General features: G+C 67.4%; 11 protein-coding genes. 8 read left to right on the top strand and 3 right to left on the bottom strand.

Going from position 1 to position 24,472, the window contains the following annotated elements:
• Positions 1-513: 513 nt before the first annotated feature.
• The 3 genes from EAS64_RS38715 to EAS64_RS38705 form a co-directional block, all read right to left on the bottom strand.
• Entirely contained in the window at positions 514-1,155 is a 642-nt protein-coding gene (locus tag EAS64_RS38715) for a TIR domain-containing protein (protein WP_145861525.1), read from the bottom strand.
• A 914-nt stretch (positions 1,156-2,069) separates the two neighbouring features.
• Positions 2,070-3,176 carry an ISAs1 family transposase gene (locus EAS64_RS38710; RefSeq protein ID WP_222849933.1) on the bottom strand — a complete coding sequence of 369 codons (1,107 nt, stop codon included), beginning with the start codon at positions 3,174-3,176 and terminating at the stop codon, positions 2,070-2,072.
• A 131-nt stretch (positions 3,177-3,307) separates the two neighbouring features.
• The gene (locus EAS64_RS38705; RefSeq protein ID WP_145861523.1) at positions 3,308-5,413 is read right to left on the bottom strand and encodes a serine/threonine-protein kinase; all 2,106 of its coding nucleotides are present in this window, start codon (positions 5,411-5,413) and stop codon (positions 3,308-3,310) included.
• Positions 5,414-5,679: 266 nt separating this feature from the next.
• Between EAS64_RS38705 and EAS64_RS44225 the strand changes: the two genes are divergently transcribed.
• The 8 genes from EAS64_RS44225 (at position 5,680) to EAS64_RS38665 (ending at position 24,371) form a co-directional block, all read left to right on the top strand.
• Positions 5,680-5,844 carry a hypothetical protein gene (locus EAS64_RS44225; protein ID WP_187366495.1) on the top strand — a complete coding sequence of 55 codons (165 nt, stop codon included), beginning with the start codon at positions 5,680-5,682 and terminating at the stop codon, positions 5,842-5,844.
• 230 nt (positions 5,845-6,074) lie between these two features.
• Complete coding sequence (drmD, locus tag EAS64_RS38700; protein WP_145861521.1) at positions 6,075-9,302, top strand: DISARM system SNF2-like helicase DrmD; 3,228 nt, start codon at positions 6,075-6,077, stop codon at positions 9,300-9,302.
• Entirely contained in the window at positions 9,299-13,354 is a 4,056-nt protein-coding gene (locus EAS64_RS38695; protein WP_145861519.1) for an Eco57I restriction-modification methylase domain-containing protein, read from the top strand. The genes drmD and EAS64_RS38695 overlap by 4 nt, the downstream gene beginning before the upstream one ends.
• A complete protein-coding gene (gene drmA, locus EAS64_RS38685) occupies positions 13,351-16,908 on the top strand; it encodes a DISARM system helicase DrmA (protein WP_187366494.1) in 3,558 nt (1,185 codons plus the stop codon). The genes EAS64_RS38695 and drmA overlap by 4 nt, the downstream gene beginning before the upstream one ends.
• The gene (gene drmB, locus EAS64_RS38680) at positions 16,905-18,791 is read left to right on the top strand and encodes a DUF1998 domain-containing protein (RefSeq protein ID WP_145861515.1); all 1,887 of its coding nucleotides are present in this window, start codon (positions 16,905-16,907) and stop codon (positions 18,789-18,791) included. Before drmA ends, drmB begins: the two co-directional genes overlap by 4 nt.
• Positions 18,788-19,558, top strand: coding sequence for a DISARM system phospholipase D-like protein DrmC (drmC, locus tag EAS64_RS38675; RefSeq protein WP_187366493.1), 771 nt, complete (start codon positions 18,788-18,790; stop codon positions 19,556-19,558). Before drmB ends, drmC begins: the two co-directional genes overlap by 4 nt.
• 129 nt (positions 19,559-19,687) lie before the next feature.
• Positions 19,688-20,044: a hypothetical protein gene (locus tag EAS64_RS38670; protein ID WP_145861512.1), complete on the top strand. Its 357-nt coding sequence runs from the start codon at positions 19,688-19,690 to the stop codon at positions 20,042-20,044.
• 268 nt (positions 20,045-20,312) lie between these two features.
• Entirely contained in the window at positions 20,313-24,371 is a 4,059-nt protein-coding gene (locus tag EAS64_RS38665) for a PDDEXK-like endonuclease domain-containing protein (protein WP_187366492.1), read from the top strand.
• Positions 24,372-24,472 lie beyond the last annotated feature (101 nt).

Below are 24,472 nucleotides of genomic sequence, written 5' to 3'. Positions count from 1 at the left end.
TGCTTGCGGCTATCACGACCCGCCGTACAAGGCCATTAAGGGAACGCTTGCCTGTAGTAGCATGGTTGACAAGCATGGATGCGGCTTTGACTCGGGTTGTTGCAAGGGAGAGCCGATGGCCCGGAGCGTGGTAGGACTGCTTGCCGCAGTCGGCGCTGCCTTCGCCGCGCTCGTCGGACTCTCTCACGGCGAAGTTGTCTGGGTGATACTCGCCGCCGCCGCCGTTGCCACAGGTCTAGCCGCCTACCTGGCTCTACCGGCCTCCAAAAAATCTGGCTCTACCGCCGCCCCTCTCCAAAAAAAATACTCTCAAGTTGAGCTATTTGAGCTCAACTTACGCTCTGCTGGGCAGTGATGCACTGGGAGTCACTAGGTCCGCCTTTGCGCGCCTACCCATGTATCACTCGCTTGGAGTGCGGTAGCGAACGGCCTTGAGCTAGGAGGCCGAGACAGATGACCTCGACCTGTCAGAGCCTTAGTCGCCAGTTTGATGTATTAGCACGTCAATCCAGATCAGCGTCGCTCGCGCGATGCGGAAGGCATCCGAGCGCTCATCATGAGCTTGCTGCCCAGGTTGCTAAGTGTCGCTTCTTCATTCCTGCCGCTGACAAGCGTGAGATCCGTCACGGGATACGATTCAAGATCCGACACATCCAACTCGTGCGTTTCTGCCATCCGCATGACATAGATGAATTCAGTGGCAACACCTGCCACCTGCAATCGATGCTTGCGTTTCATTGCCAGATCCAGCTCTTCACGGCAAAGGGGCGAAGAGAAGTAGCGCGGAGAAAACAATGCGACAAACGCCTGCACGCTATTGATCTCATCCGGCTCCGCAGAAGAAAATCCTTCGCGTTCAGATTCCTGCCTTCGTCCAACTTGGAAGCCACGCCCACTCAGCCAAGTCGCGACCTCTTCCCCATTTCGATCTACATCAGCATAGCTCAAAAATACTCTGGGACCATCTGGCGCCAGCAGATCGGAAGCTCTAAGGCCGAAGACTCTGGATATTCCTTCAACCTCTCCCGCCTTTATCATCCGACGGCCGTTCTCAATCTTAGCGATCGCGGTGCGCTCGATCCGTGGCCCAACCCCTATCTTCTCGTATTCAAGTGAGAGTCCGAGGGCGGTCCAACCTCGGGCGATGCGAAGCATACGTATCCGTCTAGCGGCGAGTACCTCAAGCTCACTCAAGGCTGCTACACCCCCATCGGGAAGACGAACTCCTCTAACATGTTCCTCTCGTCTACCAGGAATGACAACGTTAGCGGCTAACTCATCAGCAAAGCTTCGATGCCATGCCCGACGTGTCGGAGGGACTCAGAACCCTCGCAGATCCGTAGCACAACACACATGACCTGAGCCAAGTTGGCCTGCAACTTGTCAAGTTAGACACCGCGTTTGCGGAGATCTCCTCAATGTCACGCATATCGTCGTCGGCCGCTCCGGCCTTGTTGGACGCCTTGGTTTTCGCGGGGGATGCAAGGACCGGAGTCCGCGTCGTGGGCATGGCACGGGTGAGCGCCGTCCCCCGGATCCGGTTCGGTCAGGCTTCCCCGCCTCGGCCCGCTCTCCGCACTCTTCCTGGAACGAGAGCGAGCGCCTAGAGGTCACCGTGTACGGAGTTCTCTGACCAACAGAGGGAGGACGAAGAAATCGCGAACAGCCAATAGTCGTGCACCCTACGTGCCACAGCGAACGGCCCAGAGAGGGCAACGAGGGTCCCGAATGGTCATCAAAGGGCAGCAGTAGGACGAGCGCCTGGTTTAGGCTGCCGGACCCTCCGCTCCTGCGGCAGGGAGCCCGTGCCGTCCTTACGGTTCTCCTGGGCTAGCTCGCGTTCATGCGTGGGCTTCTGCGGCTGAGCACGCCGTCGCGCCGCGCCTGAGACTCCCGGAGGCCAACCAATGCACGCTGCACCCCGCCGAGCTGCAGGAACGTGCAGGGGCGATGGTCTTCGAGCTGCGGGCGCAGTCTGGGGATCAGCGCGGCTCGATTGCCCGTGTCGGCGAGCGGCTGGGCATTAATCCCGAGACGCTCCGGAACTCAGGGACACGGCAAAGTCGCATTCACGCAGCTTGAAGTAGCTTGAGCGTCCGCTGGGGATCGCGGGCGTGGTGGCGGTTGGCGGCGGCGATGTTGTCGTGCCCGCCCAGTCGCAGGAGGCTGACGGCCAGGCTGCGCAGGGACGCCATGACGCGGGGCGCGTTCCCGGTCCTGACCAGGGACTTGTCCTCCTGGTAGGTGACGTCGCGGACCCAGTGGAGCTTGTTCTCGATTTCCCAGTGGCCTTTGACCCAGGCGGCCAGGGTGGCGGGATCGGCCCTGCGGTCGCTGGTGATGAGGTAGACGACCTCGACGGTCTTCTTGCCCTTTTTCGTGACGGTGCGGCGCAGCTGCGCGACCTGGGCGGCTCCCTCGAACTCGATCCAGGCGGGCGCCAGGATGACCTTGACGGTGCGGCGGGCGCGTCGGCCGTGGTCCTTCGTCACGGTGGAAACGGAGGGGACCTTGGGCCAGGGCAGCTTCTTGAGCTGCCGGAACAGGGTGGGCATGTTGCCCTTGACGGTCATCGCGTAGTCCGCGTGCCGGCTGAGGATGAGCTGCGCGGTGTCGTGCTGGGTGTGCAGCGCGTCCAGGGTGATGACTGCCCCGGCCAGGTCGGCGAACGCGGCCAGCAGGTCCCGGACCGCGGGGATCTCGTTGCTCTTCGCGTTCACGGCGACCTGGCCGAGGACCGCGCCGATGCCGTGCGCGAGGGCTGCGACCAGGTGCGGGGCCTTCCCGTCCTTGCCTTTCGCGCCCCGTACGGCCTTGCCGTCGACCGCGATCACCAGCCGCCCGGCGGCCCGCACGGCCCTGGTGAACAGCCAGGCACCGAGAACCTGGTCCAGGACGTCCGCGCTGACCAGGGCGAACGCGCGCCGGTAGGTGGACTCGTCCGCCGGGCCGCGGTCCGCGCCGAGCGCGGCCAGCACGTCCGGGCCGGCGTCCGCGGCCCACTGCCCGATCGCGGCGAACGACCTCGAGCCCGCGATCACCGCCGCGGCCCCGACGGCCAGCAGCCCGGCCAGCTGGTGCCGCCGGCCTCGCCGTTTACGCGGGTCAGGGACCTGGGACAGCAGATCGAGCAGGTACCGGGTGCGGGCAGCACCCTTTATCGGGGAAGATGTCATGAGCGGGCGGGAGTCCCTCGGGGCAGTCGATGGCGAGCGTAGGAACTTCCATCGTTCCGCCCGGGCCCCGCCCGCCTCCCGCAGACACGCCGGGCACATCAGCCCCAATCACGACACCGCAGGCCACAGCCCTACATCACGACTTTGCCGTGTCCCTGCTCCGGAACTGGGTCGAGAGGGCGGAAATTGGCCAGACCAGCGGATGATAAGTTGCCCCCGAAGCCAATGTTGCCGTAGTTGATGCCGTAGTTAACATTATAGGTTTCCGTGTTACTATTGATGTTGCCGTAGTTGTTGCCGCCGGTGTTGATGCCCAGATCCTCGATGGCTTCAAGGTTTTCATAGGCGCTCGAGTCGCTCGGGTTGATCCTGATCGCCTCCCTGAACGCGGCTTTAGCCTCCGCGTACCGCTCTAGCTCAACAAGGACGAGTCCAAGGCCGTTGTAAACTTCGCCGTCCACTGGATCGAGACGTATCACCTCTCGTAGTGCGACTTCGGCCCGGACATAGCTTCCCGTCTCGTAGAGGAGAAACCCAAGGTTTCGCTGTGGCAGTGGGACTCCCGGCATAAGGCGAGAGGCTTCACGGTATGCGGCCTCTGCCTCCGCGTACTGTTCCTCCTGGGAGAATATGAATCCGAGATTGTGGTATGGTCCGCCGTTATCAGGGTCGAGTCGGATCGCCTTGCGGTATTCGGCCTTGGCTTCTGTGTACTGCTCCAAGCCGAGGAGGATGTCTCCGAGGGCGGCGTGTGAATCCGCGTTGTCAGGGTTGAGCCGGATCGCTTTACGGAGAGTATTCTCAGCCTCCGCGACCTGTCCCGCCTCCTGAAGAACGATCCCAAGTTCGTGCCGATAAACAGCATTTTCCGGGTTGTGGCGGACCGCATCGCGATGGGCGACTAGGGACTCCGGAATGCGCCCCAGGGCCATGAGGACGCGTCCAAGTTCGCCGTGCGCAGAGGCTTCGTCCGGCGCGAGGCGAATTGCTTCACGTTGTACGGTCTCCGCCTCCGGGAGTTCTCCTACAAGGCGCAGGATGATTCCGAGGTTGACTCGCGCCCTAGTGTCGCCTGGGTTGAGACGAATCGCCTCCCGGTATGCTGCCTCCGCCTCCGCATACCGACCCCGACCCATCCTGTCCAAGGTGACCCCAAGGCTGTTGTGCGCCTCGGAATCGCCTGGGTTGAGGCGGATCGCCTCCCGGAGCATGGCCTCTGCCTCCGCATACCGACCCATGCTGACGAGAACGTTGCCAAGGCCGACGTACGCATCGGAGTGGCCTGGGTCGAGTCGGATGGCCTCGCGGAGGATTGCCTCCGCCTCCGCGCAGCGGCCCTGCTTGTACAGGCTGTACGCCTCCTTGACCAAGGTTTCGGTCTTTACGCTAGGACGCGGGGTTTGGCTTGAGGCAACGCCGGGATCCCGGAGGGCGTCAGTGAGCGCCTCCATTACAGCCTGACTGTCGGGTCGGCTCGCCGGGTCCTTGGACAGGAGCGCTTCAATCAGATCGCGCAACGGGCCGGCGTGCCGTGTCGGGGCTGGCGGTCGGGCGACGATGGCCATCATGAGGGCGGGCAGCGTGTCTCCACCAAACGGCCGGGAGCCTTCGACGGCCTCATACAGGGTGACGCCAAGCGCCCACAAGTCCGCAGGGGGACCAGCCTTGCCCTCCCACTGCTCAGGTGCCATGTAGAGGTACGTACCGGGACCCGGCCCGCTACCGGTGGACCTCGTGCTGGCATCCAGGACCCGCGCGAGACCAAAATCGGCGACAATGGCCCGTTGGCCGGACAGCAGGATGTTGCCTGGCTTGAGGTCACGGTGCACGATTCCGGCACTATGCGCGTGCCCTAGGGCTTCTGCTACCTGCGTCCCGATGCCAGCCACGCGCTTCCACGCCAGGCGACCGTGGGCACCGATCTCGGCAGACAAAGACGGGCCGTCGATGAACTCCATCACGATCCAGGGAGACCCGTCATGCTCAACCACGTCGTGGACCGTGATCACGCCAGGGTGGTGCAGCCTCGCCGCGGCCCGTGCCTCCCGCATAGCCAGGGCGACCATGCTCGCATGCTCGGCCGCAGACACACCCCCCGGCAGCAGTATCTCCTTGACTGCCACGTCCCTGTCTAGGAGCTGGTCGTGCGCCCGCCACACCCGTCCCAGACCGCCTTCTCCGGCAAATTCACCCAAAATATACCGACTACCAACCAAGCGGACTATCTCACCAGACATACGCCAATACTAGAAAGAAGTCCGCATGTCCCGCTGCATGCGGGACTAAGGGATGACCCCTCCGAGACGACGGCTCCCGGGACCGAAGCAGGCTCAGCGTCAAAGTCGGCGTAACTCTTGAACCGGTGAAACACCTCGCGGGCGAGGATCTCCTTTCCGGTCTTGGCCATCAGCCACTGGTTCAGGAATATCGATGACCGATGGTGGCGCCAGCGGCCCGCCCGGATCTCCGTCTCCCAGAACCCGGACTCGAACTCCTTCCAGGAGTGTTCGTAGGCTTCCTCGACCTGAACGCCCGTTTCGGTGAGCCTCTGGAAGATGAAGTTCTTGATCAGGTCACCGGCGGTCAGCTGCGCGCCGCGGGTGTTGAGAGTCTCGAATATCTACTGGGCGTTCTCATCGGCGGCCAGGTCGATGACGACGATGCGTGAGCCGACAGGTCCAAGGCGAAGGCATTCAGGACCGCATGCTCGTTCGTTACCGTCCGGCGTACCCAATCCCGTCAGCTGAGGGATCTTCCTGGGAAACATTGGAGAAGAATGTGCTGCTTCAGTACGCTTCGCGTAGCAGTGTAACCGTTTCGACACTGTACGTGATGTCGCGCTAGCCTTGCGTCACAAAGGCGCACAGTGCGCGAAGACGAGGACTCGGAAGGTGGTCCATGACGGCTGTCTCGGCCGAGGCCTCTGACACGCGGGGTCCGGCCCCGCGGAACCCGGACGTACCAGAGGCGGGCCAGCTAGTCAGGGTCCGCGGCCAGCAGTGGGTAGTAAGCAGCGTCAACAGCAGCCGCCAGCCCCAGGACGAGCTCGCCGCCACCCGGATCCCCGGCCGCACCCTCGTCACCCTCACCAGTGTCAGCGACGACGACCTCGGCGACGAGCTGACCGTCGCCTGGGAGGTCGAGCCCGGCCGCGAGATTGTCCCCGCCACCCAGCTGCCGGCGGTGACAGAAGAAAACTGGGACGACCCGCAGCAGCTCGGCGCCTTCCTCGACGCCGTCCGCTGGGGCACCGTCGCGAGCGCCGACACCCGCACGCTCCAGGCCCCGTTCCGCTCGGGCATCACCATCGAGGAGTACCAGCTCGAACCGGTGGCGAGAGCGCTCGCCATGCCGCGGGTCAACCTGCTCATCGCCGACGACGTGGGCCTCGGCAAGACGATCGAGGCCGGCCTGGTCGTGCAGGAGATGCTGCTGCGCCACCGGGCACGGCGCGTCATCGTGGTCTGCCCGGCGTCGCTCACGCTCAAGTGGCACGAGGAGATGGAGTCCAAGTTCGGACTGCAATTCCAGATCCTGGACACCGCCCAGCTCAGGGAGCTCCGCCGCTCCCACGGCCTGGAAGCCAACCCCTTCGCCGTCTACCCGAGAACGATCATCAGCCTCCAATGGCTGAGAACGCCAAGAGTCCAGCGCATGCTGGATGAGGTCCTGACGAACGAGAGCAGGTTCCCCGGCTTCTTCGACCTGCTGATCGTCGACGAGGTGCACCACTGTGCGCTCGCCGAGCCGCCGAAGCCCACCGGCTACCCGGTCGAGAGCAAGCAGACGCAGGCGGTCAGGAGGCTCACCGAGCAGAGCCAGCATCACCTTTTCCTGTCCGCGACCCCGCACAACGGCTACTCGTGGTCGTGGCAGGCGCTGCTTGAGATGCTCGACCCGCAGCGTTTCTTCAAGGGCCAGGAACCGGACAAGGCCGTCCTCGACCAGGTCATGATCCGCCGCCTCAAGACCGACATCAAGAACCCCGACGGCACCGAGCGCTTCCCCGCCCGCACGATCAGCGCGGTCGACATCGCCTACACCGACGCCGAGCGCGAGGCCTACGACCTGCTCCAGCTCTACACCGCGGCGCGCCGCACCAAGCCCGGCGCGGCCCAGGCCCGCGCCGGCGACCTGGTGACGCTCATCCTCAAGAAGCGCCTCTTCTCTTCCCCCGCGGCCTTCGCCCTGACGCTAGAGGCCCATCTCGAAAGCGAAGAGCAGAATCATCGTCCCGAACGGGCGGTGGTTACCCCGGGCACCGCCGATGACCTGGACTGGATGGACGACGTCCTCGGCTGGGACACCGAGCCGGCCGACGACGATCCCGGCAGCGACGACGAGCGTGAGGTATTCGGCCGTGTCGCCAGCCTGCCCAGCCTCCTCGATGACGTGCGGGACCCCGGCGGCTCCGTCATGGAGGCCGCCTACCGGCGCCAGCTCGCCGAGTGGGCGCAGCGCCACGCCGAGCCCGCCGACACCAAGGCCAAGGCGCTCGTCGCCGAGCTCAACCGCATCTGCCGCCCCCACGGCGACTGGGACCAGGGCGAGCGCGTCATCGTCTTCACCGAGTACAAGGCCACCCAGCAGTGGCTGGCCGGCATCCTGACCGCCCGGGGCCTGGGCGGGGACCGGCTCGGCCTGCTGTTCGGCGGCATGGACGAGAACAAGCGCGAGCACCTCAAGGCCGCGTTCCAGGCCGGCCTGGACCGCGACCCGGTCCGCATCCTGCTCGCGACCGACGCCGCGAGCGAGGGCATCGACCTGCAGCGGCACTGCCACCGGGTCATCCACTACGACATCCCGTTCAACCCCAACCGGCTCGAGCAGCGGATCGGCCGCGTGGACCGGCACGGCCAGACGCACGAAGTAGAGGTGTCCCACTTCGTCGGCGCCGGCTGGGACAAAGAACCCGAGGGCTCCTACGCCGGAGACCTGGAGTACCTGTCCCGGGTAGCGCAGAAGGTCGCGACCGAACGCCAGGACCTCGGCAGCGTCAACCCCGTCCTCGCGCACGCGGTCGAGGCCCGGATGCTCGGCCGACCGCGGCTCATCGACCCGCTCCAGGTCACGCCGAAGGCGTCCACCAGCCTGCTGCGCGCCGAACGCGACCTGCGCGACCAGGTCCGCAAGCTGCACGACCAGCTCGACGCGAGCATCAGGGAACTGCACGTCGCCCCCGCCAACGTCCGCCGCGTCGTGGACACCGCCCTGGCCCTCGCCGACCAGCCGCCGCTGGCCGACGAACCGGACGGCCTGATCGCCCCGCCCGCACTGCGCGCCGGGTGGGAGCGGACCGTGACCGGGCTCCCCGATCCGCTCGACGGGCACCTGCGGCCCCTCACGTTCAACGCGAAGGCCGCCGAGGGCCGCGACGATGTCGTCCTCGCCCACCTGGAGTATCCGCTTGTCGCCCAGGCGACGCGGCTGCTCCGCTCGGCGATCTGGGGCGGGCGCGTGGCCCTCAACCGGGTCGCCGCGCTCAAGTTCACGCCGCCCGCGGACGCGGGCGTCAACGGCCCGCTCGTCGCCGTGTTCGCCCGTCTCGTCCTAGTCGGGGCCGACGGGCGGCGGCTGCACGAGGAGATCATGCTGTCAGCCCGGATCGTCCCGCCGACCGGACGCTCCCGGCGGGTGGAGCTAGAAGAACGCCGGCACGAGGCGCTGCACGCCGCCGTCGAGGCCGCCCTCGAACCGGACGCCTGCCGCCTCGCCACCGAAGCAGCGCGGCTCGACTTCGCGGGCCGGTGGGGCGAGCTTGAGCCGCTGCTCGCGGGCGACGTGGAGCTACGCAAGAAGGAACGCAAGGAGCGCCTGCAACGGACCTTGGACCAGCGCGAGGCCACCGAGCAGCGCAACGTCGATACGGTGTTCACTCAGCTCAAGGCGAACCTGGACACCGCATTGGATGGGCCGGGAGCAGTCCAGCTCACCTTTGACCAGCTTGATGAGCTGGAGAAGCATCAGTACGACCGGGATCGCCAGGCGTGGGCCGCGCGCCGCGACGGCCTCGACGAAGAGAAGCAGCGCGAGCTTGACGCGATCGGGCGGCGCTACGAGAACGTCCGCGAACTGGTCTTCCCGTTCGCCGTCGCCCTGTGCGTCCCGGATGAGGTGGCCGAATGAGAGCACAGGGCGTCAGCGAGGAGATCCGCAAGCGGCACGCGTGGCTGGAGCTGCTGCAAGTCTCCGGGCCGTTCCTCACCCTGCCCGTCGTGCACCGGGTCTTCCCGAACGGGCTGCCGGAGGTGCCCGTCCAGCGGCGCGCGGCCATCCGCGGGCTCATCGCCCAGATGATGGACGACCGCGGCGCCAGCAGGCACGCGGTCATCGCGGGCGTGCTGCGCGACGTCTTCGACTGGCAGCAGCACCTCGTCATCGACGACGCCATGCCGCAGACCCTCACAGAGATCGTGGCCGACCACGGAGTCACCCTCCGCCCCGACTTCGGCTACTTCGACGAGGCCGAAGACGACGCGGCTGAGGACGCCGACGACGACTCCGACCTGGCGGACGCCTCCGAAGATGACGAGCCGGAGGACGACGAAGACGCCGAAGGCGACGACGCCGAGACGAGCGGCGGCGGTGGCACGAGCGGCGGGCCGTGGAAGCTGCTCGGGATGGTCACCGCCTGGGGGACGCATCCGCTGACCCGGACCACGACCGGCACCTGGACGGCGAACGCCGTCGAGCGACTGGCAGTGCTGCTCCGTGCCAGGGACGTGCCGGCCGGGATCGTCACCGACGGGCGCTGGTGGGCGCTGGTCACCGCGCCGCGCGGCGGTGCGACCGGTGCCGCCGTGTGGGACGCGTCCCTGTTCAGCGAGGAGCCGAAGTCCCTGGAGGGGCTCGTCGCCCTGCTCACCCGGGCCCGCTTCCAGGCGGCGCAGCCGAAGGACAAGCTTCCGGCCCTGTTCGCCGAGTCGCTCGAACGCCAGGAAGAGGTCACCGAGCAACTCGGCCGCCAGGTCCGCGAGGCCGTCGAGCTCCTCGTCACGACGCTCGACCAGCTCGACCGCGAATCGAACGCCACGCTCCTGGCCGGTGTCAGCGACGACGACTTCTACGCCGGCGTCGTCACGATGATGATGCGCGTCGTGTTCCTGCTGTTCGCCGAGGAACGCCGCCTGCTGCCAAGCGACGACGACCTGTACGTCACCGCCTACAGCGTCGGCCACCTCGTCGAGCAGCTAGAACAGGCCGACAGCCTCGGCGCGGTCCTCGGCCAGCGCACCGCCGCCTGGCACCGGCTGCTCGCCGTCACCCGTGCCGTACATTCGGGTGTCGCGCACGAGGACCTGCGGCTGCCCGCATACGGCGGCGGCCTCTTCGACCCCGACCGCTACCCGTGGCTCGAAGGCCGTCCGGACGCCGGCACGCCCGCCGCCGCGGCGCGGCCGCCCGCTGTGGACGACCGAACGGTGCTGCGGATGCTGCGCGCCGTGCAGTACGTGGTCATCGGCGGCGAACGCCGCCGCCTTACCTTCCGCGCCCTGGACGTGGAGCAGATCGGCTACGTCTACGAAGGACTCCTCGAACTGGAGGTCCGCACCGCCACCGAGACCGTGCTTGGCCTGGCCCGCCCGTCGAAGTGGCCGCAGAAGATCAAGGAAGACGCGGAGATCACGCTCGCCAGCGCCGCCGCCCTAAAGGTCAAGGACTTCACCGACCGCACCGGCTGGTCGGCGAAGCGGGTGCAGGCCGCACTCGAGAACCCCGCCGCCGACGCCGAGCGGGTCAGCGGGCTCCAGCGGGCCGTCGCCGACCCCGAGCTGGCCGATCAGATCAGGCCGTTCCTTGGGCTGCTCAGCTTCGACGAGCTTGGGCTGCCGGCGCTCTTCCCGGCGGGTAGCCGGTACGTGACCCGGTCGCACCGCCGCGCCGCGACCGGCACCCACTACACGCCCCGGTCCCTCGCCGAAGAGGTCGCCGAAGGTGCCCTCCAGCCCCTCGTCTACCGCCCCGGTCCCCTGGAGACGTCGGACACGACGCAGTGGCGGATCCGCCCGTCCAAGCAGATCCTCGAGCTCAAGGTCGCGGACATCGCGATGGGCTCCGGCGCGTTCCTCGTCGCTGCCTGCCGCTATCTCGCCGACCGCCTGGTCGAGGCGTGGCTGGACGAAGGTGACGCCGAAGCCCTCGCCATGGACCTGCACCGCACCGCCGGCCGCGTCGGCGCGGACGCCGAAGCGGACCAACTCCTGCTCAAGGCCCGCCGTGAGATCACCGAGCACTGCCTGTACGGCGTGGACATCAACCCGCTCGCCGTCGAGATGGCGAAGCTGTCGCTGTGGCTGATCACGATGGACACCGAACGGCCCTTCGGCTTCCTCGACGACCGCCTCGCGGCCGGGGACTCGCTGCTGGGACTGGTCAGCCTGGAGCAACTGGAGTCGCTGCATGTAGACGCGAAGGAGGGCCGCCGCCTGCACCACGGCACCCTCGACTTCGCCTCAGAGTGGCGCGACAAGCTCGCCCAGGCCGCCGACCTCCGCCGTAAGATCACCGCGACCGGCGGCGTCACGATCCGGGATATTGAACACAAGGCGAGGCTCCTCGCCCAGGCGGAGAAGCTGTCCGGCGAGATCACTACGGTGGCCGACGCGATTACGGCGGCCGGCCTCGCAAACGCGAAATTGAAGGGCAGGAGTCTTGACCAGGCATTCCTGCCCCTGTACTTCAAGGTGGCCAATGAAGAGGACCTGACCGAATACGTCAAGAGGAATCTCCAAGATCCGCATCCTGCGGGAACGGTCGATCGTGAACCTTTCCACTGGCCACTGGCCTTCCCGGAGATCTTCGCCGACACGACCAACCCCGGTTTCGACGCCATCATCGGAAATCCACCGTTCCGGGGCGGCAAGAAAATCTCTGGAACGCTGGGTGATGACTACTTGGCGTGGCTCCAACGTTGGGACGGCCGCGGCGCCAAGGGCAACGCAGACCTAGCCGCCAGGTTTCTGCTCCGCGACGAGCGCCTACTGTCTAATAGAGGCCAACTCGGTCTCGTCACGACCAGTGCCCTCATCGAAGGTGACACCCTTGAAGTCGGCATGGGGCGAGCGGCTCTTACCGTTCGCGCAGGCCGCTCCCAACACGCATGGCCAACAAGAAGCGCCAGTCTGTTGATAATCGAGGTCTGGGCGAGCCGCGTCAAACCCGCAAGAGGGGCCGTCTACTGGCTAGACGGCGAGGAAGTACCCTCCATCGGCCCTGACCTTGAGCCGTATGGGCGAGTAAACGGTAGGCCACAGAGGCTCCGCGAAAACGACCGTATATGCTTCCAAGGATCAGTGGTGGTGGGCCTAGGTTTCACACTTGCCACCGATGAGAAGGACGAGCTTATCGCGCGCGATCGCCGAAATTCCGATGTGCTTCAATCATACGTAATCGGTAGAGATCTAAATCAGCGACCAGATTGCTCGGCCAGCCGTTGGATTATAAATTTCCACGATTGGCCACTAGAGCACGCCGAGGAATATCCGAACTGTATCGATATAGTCCGCCGCACGGTTAAGCCTGAACGTGATCGTAAGCGGCGAGATTCCCATCGTAATCGATGGTGGATATATGGAGACAACCGGCCCGGGTTGTATAGATCGATTGAAGGGCTGGATCACGTGCTTGCAATCTCGCTAGTGGGCAGCGTGATCATGCCGGTTCGCGTCCGAACCGGCCAAGTTTTCTCGCACATGACTGCGGTCTTCGCCCTCGACGACTTTACAAATCTTGCAGTCCTCTCATCGAGCATGCATTCGACTTGGGTGATCCGTTACACCTCAATGCTCGGTTCAAGCATCAGGTATGCGCCGTCGGACGTGTTCCTCACACTGCCACGCCCGAAGCCGACTCCGGAACTTGAAGCGCTAGGGCATCAGCTCGACACGACTCGCCGGGACCTTATGACTTCCCGGGCCTGGGGTCTGACCTCCACCTACAACCGGATCCACGACCCTGATAACCATGAGCCGGCGATCCAAGAACTTCGCGACATTCACTTCGCGATCGACGAAGCCGTGATGCGCGCCTACGGTTGGGACGACCTCGACCTAAAAATCGGTCATCATCCGACGAAGATCGGGATCCGTTGGACGGTGAGCAAGGAGACCCGGTTCGAGTTGCTTGACCGACTGCTCGAAGAGAACCACCGGCGCTACAAGCTGGAGAACCCGTCGTGACCACGCCAGACGCCACGTCGTTCCAGGTCCGGGCCGAGCTGGAGGACCTCCTCGAACGGGATCTGCTCGGACCGTGGGACGGCCCAGAAGAAGAGCTTCCGCCAGGAACCTCCCCAGCCGAGCGGTACATGCTCGGGCGACTGGTGCCGCGGCAGCCGCCGGAAGAGCCTGCCGACGACGACCTGGAGCCGGAGCTTATCGACCGGGAGGTGGCCTCCCCGGCTTCCGGCGACGATAGCGAGGAAGAGGGGCCTGAGGCAGACGCCACGGTCCGTTCGGGATCAATGTCTGCCTCAGCCATCGGACTAGCGTTCAGCGTGCCGACGACTGTTGACGTGATCACAGTGGTTGCCAAGTGGGGGCGGTACGAGCGGTCCCCGTCTGAGACGCACGAGACGCCGACGGGTCGGGCCGCGACCACCTGGCACCGCGTGCCGGCCGGCGGGTCCGTCGAGGTGCGGACGGATGCCGAGGGGTCGGACTCGCTCGTGCCGGACGATGAGCAGCCGGGCGTGGTTGTCCGGTACACGGTGCGGCACCGGGGGGCGCGGCGCGTTGTCGAGCTGGCGCTGGTCAACGGGCAGCGGACGCCGGCGCAGTCGCAGGACACGGCGCGGCTGTACCAGACGGGGCTGACCGTGACCGCGCTGGACGGCAATGAGGCGATCTTCCTCGGGCACAACGACCCGGACATCGCGGAGCCGCCGCACGGGTCTGACGACGAGAAGCTGCGGCTGGAGCTGCTGCACCGGGCGACGCGCAGGTACGCGAACGGGCGGCAGTGCGCGGTCGACGCCTGCGTGCGTGATGGCGAGCTGCGGGCGTGGCAGCTGTCCACGACGTGCTTCCCGGCGGCGGAGGTGCGGCTCGTGGTGCCGGGGAAGGTGCCGGGCCTGGTGCTTGACATGGCGCGGCTCGGGTCGCTGGAGCTTGGGCGCGATGACCTGGTGCGGGCGCTGCGGCCGCTGGTGACCGGGTACCGGAAGTGGCTGACCGAGCAGGGTTCCCGGGTGGAGTCGGATCCGGAGATCGCCCGGTACGGGGACGCGGGCGAGCGCGCCGTGGCGGAAGCACGCGACGTGGCCGACCGCCTGGAGCGGGCGATCGAGCTGCTGCGCACCGACGGGATCGCGCGGGAGGCGTTCCGGTTCGCGAATCAGGCGATGGCGCTGCAGCGCGTGCGGTCGGAGGTGGTGCGGGCGCGGATGTCAGCGCCAGGAGCGGACGTGTCCGGGCTGCTGCGCCGCCTGGACGTGCCGGACAACCGGTCCTGGCGGCCGTTCCAGCTCGCGTTCGTATTGCTGTGCCTGCCGGGGCTGACCAACCCAGCGCATGCCGACGCGCACCGGGGGCTCGGTGACCCAGGGAACGCCGAAGTCCAGCTCCTGTTCTTCCCGACCGGCGGCGGCAAGACCGAGGCGTATCTGGGGCTGGCGGCGTACACGTTCGCGATCCGGCGGCTGCAGGGCGTGGTCGGGTCTGGTCCTGACGCCTATGACGGGACGCGCGGGATCGCGGTGCTGATGCGGTACACGCTGCGGCTGCTGACCGCGCAGCAGTTCCAGCGGGCCTCGGCACTGGTGTGCGCGTGCGAAATGCTGCGCCGGGAGCGGGTCGAGGCCGGGGACTCACGGTGGGGCACGACACCGTTCCGGATCGGATTGTGGGTCGGCTCGTCGGTGTCGCCGAACTCCTTCGAGGAGGCCGAACGGCAGATCACCGAGTCACGCGGCTCGGAAAAGGTGCTGGGCGGCGTGCTCCAGTTGCCGGTGTGCCCGTGGTGCGGGTCGCGGCTGTCGTCGGCGAACGTGCAGACTAATCGGCTGCGGCGGCGGGTGCTGGTGTACTGCTCAGACCCCGAGGGAGACTGCGCGTTCTCGCCGCGGAACTCGCCCGACGAGGGACTGCCGGTGCTCACCGTGGACGAGGAGATCTATCGGCTGACGCCCGGCCTGGTGATCGCCACGGTGGACAAGCTGGCCCAGCTGCCGTGGAAGGCGGCCACCGCAACCCTGTTCGGGCTGGTGGACACCGAATGCACGCGGCACGGCTGGCAGAACCCGGACTTTCGGTCTTTCTGCGGGCCTGGCGGGCATCCGGCACGGGCCGACCTGCCGCGCGTCGTGATCCAGCCGGCCATGCGGCTGCGCCCGCCGGACCTGATTATCCAGGACGAGCTGCACCTGATCAGCGACGCTCTCGGCTCGATGGTGGGCCTGTACGAGACCGCGATCGACCGGCTGTCTTCTCGTGGCCCCATCCGTCCGGTGCTCGTCGCCTCCACCGCGACCGTGCGGCGGGCGCGCGATCAGGTGGAGCAAGTGTTCGCGCGCGGCCTGACTGTGTTCCCGCCGCCGGTGCTCGACGCGGGCGAGACGTACTTCTCCGCGACCGTGCCGCCGTCGCCTTCCACGCCGGGCCGGCGGTACCGGGGCATCCTCGCGCCCGGCGAGCGGCTCAAGTCGGTGGAGATCCGGGTTGCGTCGGCGCTGATGGAGCTCGCGCAGTTCCTCTTCGACCGGTACGGCGCCGCCGCTGATCCTTACATGACGTTGGTGGACTATTTCACCGCGACCAGGGAGCTGGCCGGGATGCGGCGCCTGGTCGAGGACGACATCACCGACCGGCTGCGCAGCCAGCAGGTCCGTACCCGGCGGCGGGCACCGATCGTGCAGGAGCTGACCGGGCGGATGCCGTCAAGCCGGATCGCCGAGAGCCTCGCCGACCTGGAGCACCGCTTCGACCCGGAGCTTGACTCGACCGCGGCCCTCGACGAGCTGAGGCGCGACCCCGATGGGGCCCGCGCCCGCTCCGAGGCACGCGGCTCACGCCCGATCGACATACTGCTCGCCACCTCCATGCTCCAGGTGGGCGTCGACGTGCAGCGGCTCGGCCTGATGGCCGTCACCGGCCAGCCGAAGAACGCCGCCGAGTACATCCAGGCCACCTCCCGGGTCGGCCGCTCGCCGGCACGGCCGGGACTGGTCGTGACCATTTACCAATGGTCGCGGCCCCGCGACCTGGCCCACTATGAATCGTTCGGGTACGACCACGCGACGTTCGGGCTCCGGGTTGAGGGACTGACCACGACACCGTTCAGCGACCGGGCACTGGACCGAGGCCTGACCGGGGTGCTGGTGACCCTGCTGCGGCATTCCGGAGTGTCGTCACTGCCGAACGTCGCGGCCCACTCCGTCCCCCTGTCCGGGCCGTTCGCCGCCGCGCTGCTCGACGCGATCGCAACGCGGGCCGAAGCTGTCACTCACGAAGCGCAGCGGGCGGCCGCTGTCCGCGCCGAGCTGCAGCACCGCCTGGACCGCTGGTACGCGCGGCGGCAGGCCGTGCAGACCGGCCGCCTCGGCTACAAGGAGGCACCGGACGTCAACGGGCTGCTGCGCGAGCCAGACGAAGGAGCGTGGGACCTGTGGTCGGCGCCGATGTCCATGCGCGAGGTGGAGGCGGAGATCCTGCTGCAACTGGACCGAGACGACCGCAGCGTCGGTGACGCGCCCGCCTGGAGCTACGAGCGTTCGACCTCTGGAGGTCCTGCATGACCATTCCGGCGGCTGCCGCGTCCGGTCTTTCTGGCGTTCCCGGCGCTGCACAGCGCGGTGCCCCGACCAGGATCGGGCAGGCACGGCCGAGCCACCTCATCACGACCGCCGGGGTCGGTGCGACCGTAGACCTCCCGTCGATGAGCGTGATCGTGCGCGGCCTGGACGCGTGGAACCCCGAGCACCAGGACCCGGTCGACGAGCCACGCCTTCTCGAGGCCGTGCAGCGAGTACTCGGAGCGCAGGTCCGGGCGCTGCGGCACGCACCGTGGGATCCGAATGCCAACGACGACCCTCTCACCCGGACCGGCGTTCCGGTAACACCGTTCCCCCGCTGGGTGCGCTGCCCCCGCTGTCACCGGCTAGGGCCGCTCGACCCGCCGGGCCAGTTCGAGCTGGTTCATCGGTGGGGGCGACGCCCAGATCTCGCCAAGTACGTCCACGCCCACTGCCAGCGGCAGGCCGCGCTCCGCGTGCCAAGCAGGCGCGCGTGCGTGCCCGCGCGGTTCCTCGTCGTCTGCGAGGACGGCCACCTGGACGACTTCCCGTACGTCGAGTTCGTGCACGCCACACGGTCCGAGGGCGTCTGCGACGGCCCGCAGCTCACCATGTCCGACGCGGCGTCCACCCTGGGACCACGGGTGACGGTCCGGTGCACGTGCGGCCAGAGCCGGTCCCTCCAGGAGGCGGCGGGCAGCGGCGGCGGGGACAAGCTGCCGGCCTGCCGGGGCCGTCATCCGCACCTTCAGCGGTTCTACCAGTGCGGCAAGCGGCTGAAGCTGATCGTGCTCGGCGCGAGCAACCTGTGGTTTGCGGTGTCGGCGAGCGCCTTGCACCTGCCGCAGGGGCAGACGGTGGAGGACCTGGTGGTGGCGAACTGGACCATCCTGGGTTCGCAGCAGGAGCCCGCAACCGCCCAGGCCATCATCGACGCCGTGCCCGCGATGCGCGCACTGCGCGTCTACCCATTCCACGAGGTGTGGGGATGCATCGAGAAACTGCGCGGGCAGGGCGGCCCCACTCCGCCGGAATCGCCCGACAACCTGCTCGACGCCGAATGGCAGATGCTGTCGCGCCCGACGACCGAGCGGCAGGACGCGGACTTCCGCGCAGTGCCGACCGATTCGCCGCGCGGCTACGACACTCTCATCGACCAGGTCGTCCTGGTCTCGCGGCTACGCGAGGTCCGTGCCCTGCTCGGCTTCACCCGCGTGGACGCACCCGAGCGCGACGACCTGCGGCCAGCCAAGCGGATCCCCCTGGCACGCGTCCAAGAGGAGTGGGTACCCGCTGTCGAGCAGCGGGGCGAGGGCATCTTCCTCGAACTGCGCGAACAGCATGTCGCGCGCTGGGCATCATCCGTCGCCGAGCACGAGCACATCACCGCCCTGGAGCGCGCCTACCGCCAGTGGGCGCGCGACCGGGACCAGACGCCGACGACGGGGTTCCCGATCGCCCGCTTCCTGCTGATCCACACGCTGAGCCACATGCTGATGCGGCAGGTCGCGCTGGAATGCGGATACTCGTCGGCGTCGCTGCGGGAGCGGATCTACCTCGGCACCCCGTCGTCACCCGCGGCCGGCGTGCTGATCTCCACGGCGGCCAGCGACAGCGAGGGCACGCTCGGCGGGCTCGTCGCGCTAGGCGAACGGCGCTACCTGGAACGGATCCTGCGCCAGGCGCTTGACGACGCTTCCCAGTGCTCCTCGGACCCGCTGTGCGCGGAGCACGTCCCCGAGTTCCCGTCGGCGGTGCTGCACAACGCGGCGTGCCACGCCTGCCTGTTCGCTTCGGAGACGAGCTGCGAGGCCGGCAACCGGTGGCTGGACCGGGCGGTGCTCGCCGACCTCACCGGCGACGGCTTCACCTTCCCGCTCCGTTGAACGGACCCGGCGGCGGCTCCGTCACCGACCCGCATGACGGCCTGGCGGACTGGGCCTGCCGCACAGCCGAGCGGCTGCCAGCCGGCGACGTCCGCCGCCTGGCCGAAGCCGCAGCCGCAGGCGCACCGGGCGTCCGGCAGTTGCGGGCCACCGCCGGCTCCGCGATCCTGCGGGACGCGTGCGACCAGTTGCTGCGCCGGCTTGGCTCCGCCGAGCCGGGCTACCTGGCAGGCCTGCTCACGGGCACCGCTCGGGCCGTCGAGCGAGCCCGGCGGCACCAGTCGGTGTCGGTCGTCTGGACCGGCCCGGAATCCGGTGTGTCGTTGTCGAGGCTGACCGCGGCGGCCGTGATTGAGCTGATCAATGCGGCGCGGTCAGAGATCCTGCTAGTCAGCTATGCCACGCACACCGAGCCTTCGATCAGCACGGCATTGTCGGCAGCTGTCACGCGGGGCGTAGCAGTCACGCTGCTGGCCGAACGCCACGAGGACAACCCGTCATATACGGCGCTGGGCACGCCCTTCCCGGGCCTCAGCGCGCTCCGCCTGAGCTGGCCTGCTAGGTCGCGTCCGCCCGGCGCGGCTCTGCACGCGAAGATCATCGTGGTAGACGATCAGGTCGCGCTGGTGGGCAGCGCGAACCTCACCAGCCGCGCCATGGAGTCCAACCTCGAATGCGGCATCCTCATCCGCGGTGGCTCGCAACCCCGAGCCGTCCGCGACCACATCACCGGCCTCTACGCAGCCGGTCTTTTGCTCCGATGTTGAGGTCTTCCACAACCTGCGAGTAACACCGTCACCGCTGCCCAGTACATCACGCACGTTCTGACACTGAGAGAAGGCAAGGCAATGACAGAATCGCCCGCCCCTGAACCGCTTCGCGTCGGAGGGACCAGCATGCCCTTCAAGGCGGCGCACGGAATCGTCAAGAGCACCGGCCTCGGGTTCGAGCACGCCTACACGCTCGCCAGGCTGGTCGAGGGCGGCGGGCCTGTCTCCTGCAGGGGCAAGAACTCCTTCATCACGAAGCCCGCGGAGACCGCGCTGATGCGGCTGGGGCTCATCGCAGTGGACGCTTCATCTGAGTTCACCCAGCGCTATTACATCGACCTGAATGTCGGCGGACCACTCGGCGAGCTTCTTGACGCCAAGTTCGCCAGGCCGAAGCTCACGGCCCGTGAAGCGACGGAACGCGCCAGGTGGTCCGCAGTCGCAACCCAAGACGCCTTCGACCTGGTGGCCACTTCACTTTGATCTTCGCCCGTTCCCCAGACGTTTCCGGTGAATACCGGACAAGTCGGCGGTGGCGCAGGAGACTCGGATGCCGCGTTATGGTGGGCGTCGTCCGTATTGCTATAACGGATGTTGAGTTATCGGCGGCAGTGTCGCGATTGAGGCGGGTACCAGGCGGCCATGCTCACGCCGGGTTTTCATCTGATGTTCGAGTCCGCATGGGGGAAGATCCATGGCTGATGTCAGCCGATCTGCATCTGACGTGCCGCCAGGGGGTGCCGGATGGCAGATGAGCCGTCGTGCGGGGCTGGTTCAGAAGGCGGCCTCGGACTGGAAGCACGCGCTTGTGGATCTGGGCGGCCGCAACAACCTGCTGCATTACCGTGACCTGAAGGTCGGGACGCTTGACCTGACGGGGGCCGACCCTGAGATGGTCCGCGGGCTGCTGCTGGGCAAGGCGACCCGGGTCACGGCGCTGTTCAGGGATCGCGGGCAGGCTGAGCAGGTGCTGCGACGGGTCCGGACGATCCATAACAAGGCGAAGGAGAACCTGGAAGAACGCGGCCTGGAAACGCTGTCGATCGGGTGCGGCCTGGCGACCTGGGAGAACAAGCGGGCCGCCTGGGAGCCGTGCGCGCCGGTTCTGCTGCAGCGGGCCGGTTTGCATCCCGTCGGCGCAGCTCAGGATGAGTTCGAGCTTTCGGTTACCGGTGAGATGGAGGTTAACCCGACCCTGTTGCATGTCCTGCGGGCCGATTTCGGCTGCAAGGTTGATCAGGCGGCGCTGGAGGCGCGGATCCCGGACGGCGTCATCGATGAGCCGGAGGAGTTGCTGCAGACGTACGAGTGGATCGCCGAGCAGGCCCGGGGGATACCCGGGTTCCGCGTCGACCGGCGGATTGTCTTGGCGAACTTCGCCTATGCCAAGCTTGCGATGGTCAACGATCTTGACGGCGCGCAGGATGAACTGGTCTCGCATGAGCTGATCGCCGCGCTTGCCGGCGATGAGCAGGCACGGGAGGCGATCCGCGGCCAGGGGCCGGGGCCGGGGGCGATCCCCGGCCCGGATCAGGTGCCGCTGGCCGATGAGTTCCTGGTGCTGGATGCCGACTCAAGCCAGAACTACGCGATCAACGCAGTCCTCGCCGGGCAGAGCCTGATCGTCAAGGGACCGCCGGGAACCGGCAAGAGCCAGACGATCGCCAACCTGATCGCGTCGCTCATTGCGCGTGGCCAGAAGGTGCTGTTCGTGGCCGAGAAGCGGGCGGCGATCGATGCGGTCACCAAGCGGCTGAGCCAGCAGAACCTCGGCGACCTGGTGCTCGACCTGCACGACGGGGTGACCTCGAAACGCGCGTTCGCCCAGATGATCGGGCAGGCGCTCACCGCCAGCCGGAACGCGCCGCGCGTTGACAACGGCGCCGAGCTCCACCGTGTGGAACGGCGCCGCGAGCAGCTCAACGCCCATGTGCGTGCCGTCCACAGCCTGCGACAGCCGTGGGGCCTGTCGGTGTATGAGATGCGGGCACAGCTGCTCGGCCTGGAGCCGGCGCGCACCGAGATCCGGTTCCGCGGCGCGGCGATCGCGGCCCTCAGCCAGGCGGTTGCCCGCCAGGCGGCCGATGACGTCGCAGACTACGCCCGGCTGGGCGGGCTGACACTGGTCACGGCAAGCCCGTGGGCCGCCTCCCCGATCGTCAGCGCCGAAGAAGTCCGGCAGGCGGACACGGTACTCGATGAAGTCCGCCGACACACGCTGCCGAAAACGTGCGCCCTGCTCGAAAGCGCCGCCAGTGAGACAGGCTTGCCGGTCCCGCAGGCGCTTTCCGGGTGGGCCGCGCTCACCGGGGCCTGGACAGAGACCGGCGCGATGCTGTCGGTGATGACCCCGGCCATCTACGACCTTGACCTGCAGGAAACCAGCGAGGCGCTCGCGCCAGCCGGCCGCGGCGGCTTCAGCCGCCTGTGGGCCGCGCTGACCTCATCCCGGTACCGGGCAGCACGGGCGCGGCTGCGCTCCGTGGCAGCAGGCGACCGCGAGCTGGGCGACCGTGACCTGTATGCAGCCGTCGTGTCCGCCAAGAGCGGGGCGCGCACGTGGGCCAGTCTCGGCGGCCAGGGAGTCCCGCGGGCGCCGCGGGCTCTGCCCGATTGCCGGGCATCGTATGAGCACCTGCTGAGCCAGCTCGGCCAGCTGCAAACCTGGTCAGGTCAGCCTGGCCTGGCTGACCGCCCGGCCGGGGACTGCGGCCGGACGCTGGACATGCTCGACGCGGACAGGGCAACCCTGGCCAGGCTCCCCGAACTGCACCGGCTCCGAACCGCGCTGGAGGCCGCGGGGCTGGGTGAGTTCATCGCCGCGATGGGCGCCAGACAGGCATCGGAGGACTTCGCCGTCCGGGCGTTCCGGTACGCCTGGCTTGCCTCGATCCTGGACCACCTCGAGCTGACCGACCTGGCTGTCGCGAGCTTCGCAGCCGAGGCACACCAGGCAGCGGTCCGGGATTACGATGACGGCGACCGGCACCACATCGAGACGACATCCGCGCGGGTCCGCCGGGCCTACGCCGAGAACACGATACGAGCACGCGACCAGTTCAAGGACCAGGCCGCCCTCGTCGAGCACCAGGCAGGGCTGAAGCGGCGGCACCTGCCCGTCCGTGACTTCGTCCGCAACGCTGCCGATGTCCTGCTGGCCCTGAAGCCCTGCTGGGCGATGAGCCCGCTGGTGGTCAGCCAGCTGCTGCCGCCGAAACCCTACTTCGATGTCGTCATCTTCGACGAGGCCTCACAGATCACGCCCGCGGACGCGGTCACCTCGATCCTGCGGGGCAGGCAGCTGGTAGTCGCCGGAGACGACAAGCAGCTCCCCCCGTCCGCATGGTTCGTGTCGGACAACGCCGACGATGAGCCAGAGCCCGCAGCGGGAGCAGAGCCGGTCCCCATGCTGGCCGGAACCGGCGGATTCGAGTCGATCCTCAACGCACTCGGCTCGGTCCTGGGGTTCCGCACCCTGCTGTGGCATTACCGCAGCCGCGACGAGCGGCTTATCGCGTTCTCCAACGCGCACTTCTACGACCGGATGCTGACGACGTTCCCGGGAACCGGCGGCACCCATGTCCTGCGGTACGTCCCCGCGCCGTGGCAGCCCGGTGCCGACACCAACAGCCCCGCACCCGAAGTGGACGCTGCCGTTGACCTTATTGTCGAGCATGCCAGGGAAAGGCCGCAGGAGTCGCTGGGCGTGATCACGATGGGCATCCAGCACCGGGACCGGATCGAGGGACAGCTCCGCCAGCGGCTCAGCCAGGACCCGCAGCTGGCCGCGGAACTCGCCGAGTTCTTCGACGAAAGCCGACACGAGCGGTTCTTCGTCAAGAACCTGGAACGCGTACAGGGCGATGAGCGTGACGCGATCATCTTGTCCATCGGCTACGGCAAGAACGCCCGCGGCGACCTGCCCTACAGGTTCGGCCCGCTGCTCACCGAGGGCGGAGAACGACGCCTCAACGTTGCCGTCACCCGGGCGAAGAACAGGCTCACGCTCGTCTCATCGTTCTCCTCCCGCGACATGGATCCCGGGCGCTCGGCCGCGGAGGGCGTCAAGCTGCTGCGCCAGTACCTGCAGTACGTCGAATCAGACGGGACGAACCTCGGCGACCAGATCCTCGACAAGCCCGCCCTGAACCCCTTCGAAGTCGACGTCCGCGACACCCTCCTGCGGCACGGCCTGAAATTGACCCCCCAGTACGGGACCTCCGGCTACTGGATCGACTTCGCTGTCCAGCACCCCGTTCAGCCAGGCCGCTACGTCCTGGCCATCGAATGCGACGGCGCCACCTACCACTCATCACCCAGCGCCCGCGACCGTGACCGGCTCCGCCAGGAACAGCTAGAGCGGCACGGCTGGCGCTTCCACCGAATCTGGTCAACCGAATGGTTCCACGACAAGCAGGCCAGCACCGACAAGGCCATCGCCGCCCACCACGAGGCTGTGCGCGCCGCCGACAACGGCGACCTGGCCCCACGCCCGCAACCAGCGGCCACGAAACCCAGCACCACCGAGCAGCAGCCAGCCGCCAGCCTGAAAACCACGTACGAAGCAGCGTTGTCCAGGCTCACCCCGGCGCCCAGACAACACCAGGGGCCGCGTCCCCCGGTCCTCAGCGGGCAGCCGATCGACGCATACTCAGACGCCGAACTGCTCAGCCTCGCACGCTGGATCACAACCGACGACGCCCTCCGCACCGAAGATGAGCTACTCCAGGAAATGATGCGGGAACTCGGATTCAAAAGGCGCGGCAAAAACGTGGTAGCCCGGCTTACAACCGCCATACGGCTGCGCTGAGGACAAGACTCTCGCTCTCCCCGAAGGAGCCCGTCGGGCGTGGCTTTTTAGGGGCACGGCGGCCGGGTACGCAGGCGACGAACTCGGGGTCACTGTGCCCG

Source organism: Trebonia kvetii, from assembly GCF_007827045.1.
Classification (GTDB): Bacteria; Actinomycetota; Actinomycetes; order Streptosporangiales; family Streptosporangiaceae; genus Trebonia; species Trebonia kvetii.
This window is presented reverse-complemented; position numbering and strand designations above follow the sequence as displayed.

Coding starts and splice junctions, on each gene's coding strand:
- EAS64_RS38705 (WP_145861523.1), bottom strand. CDS start 5,413: ATGTCTGGTGAGATAGTCCGCTTGGTTGGTAGTCGGTATATTTTGGGT.
- EAS64_RS38710 (WP_222849933.1), bottom strand. CDS start 3,176: ATGACATCTTCCCCGATAAAGGGTGCTGCCCGCACCCGGTACCTGCTC.
- EAS64_RS38695 (WP_145861519.1), top strand. CDS start 9,299: ATGAGAGCACAGGGCGTCAGCGAGGAGATCCGCAAGCGGCACGCGTGG.
- drmB (WP_145861515.1), top strand. CDS start 16,905: ATGACCATTCCGGCGGCTGCCGCGTCCGGTCTTTCTGGCGTTCCCGGC.
- EAS64_RS38665 (WP_187366492.1), top strand. CDS start 20,313: ATGAGCCGTCGTGCGGGGCTGGTTCAGAAGGCGGCCTCGGACTGGAAG.
- EAS64_RS38715 (WP_145861525.1), bottom strand. CDS start 1,155: ATGCTTCGCATCGCCCGAGGTTGGACCGCCCTCGGACTCTCACTTGAA.
- EAS64_RS38670 (WP_145861512.1), top strand. CDS start 19,688: ATGCCCTTCAAGGCGGCGCACGGAATCGTCAAGAGCACCGGCCTCGGG.
- drmD (WP_145861521.1), top strand. CDS start 6,075: ATGACGGCTGTCTCGGCCGAGGCCTCTGACACGCGGGGTCCGGCCCCG.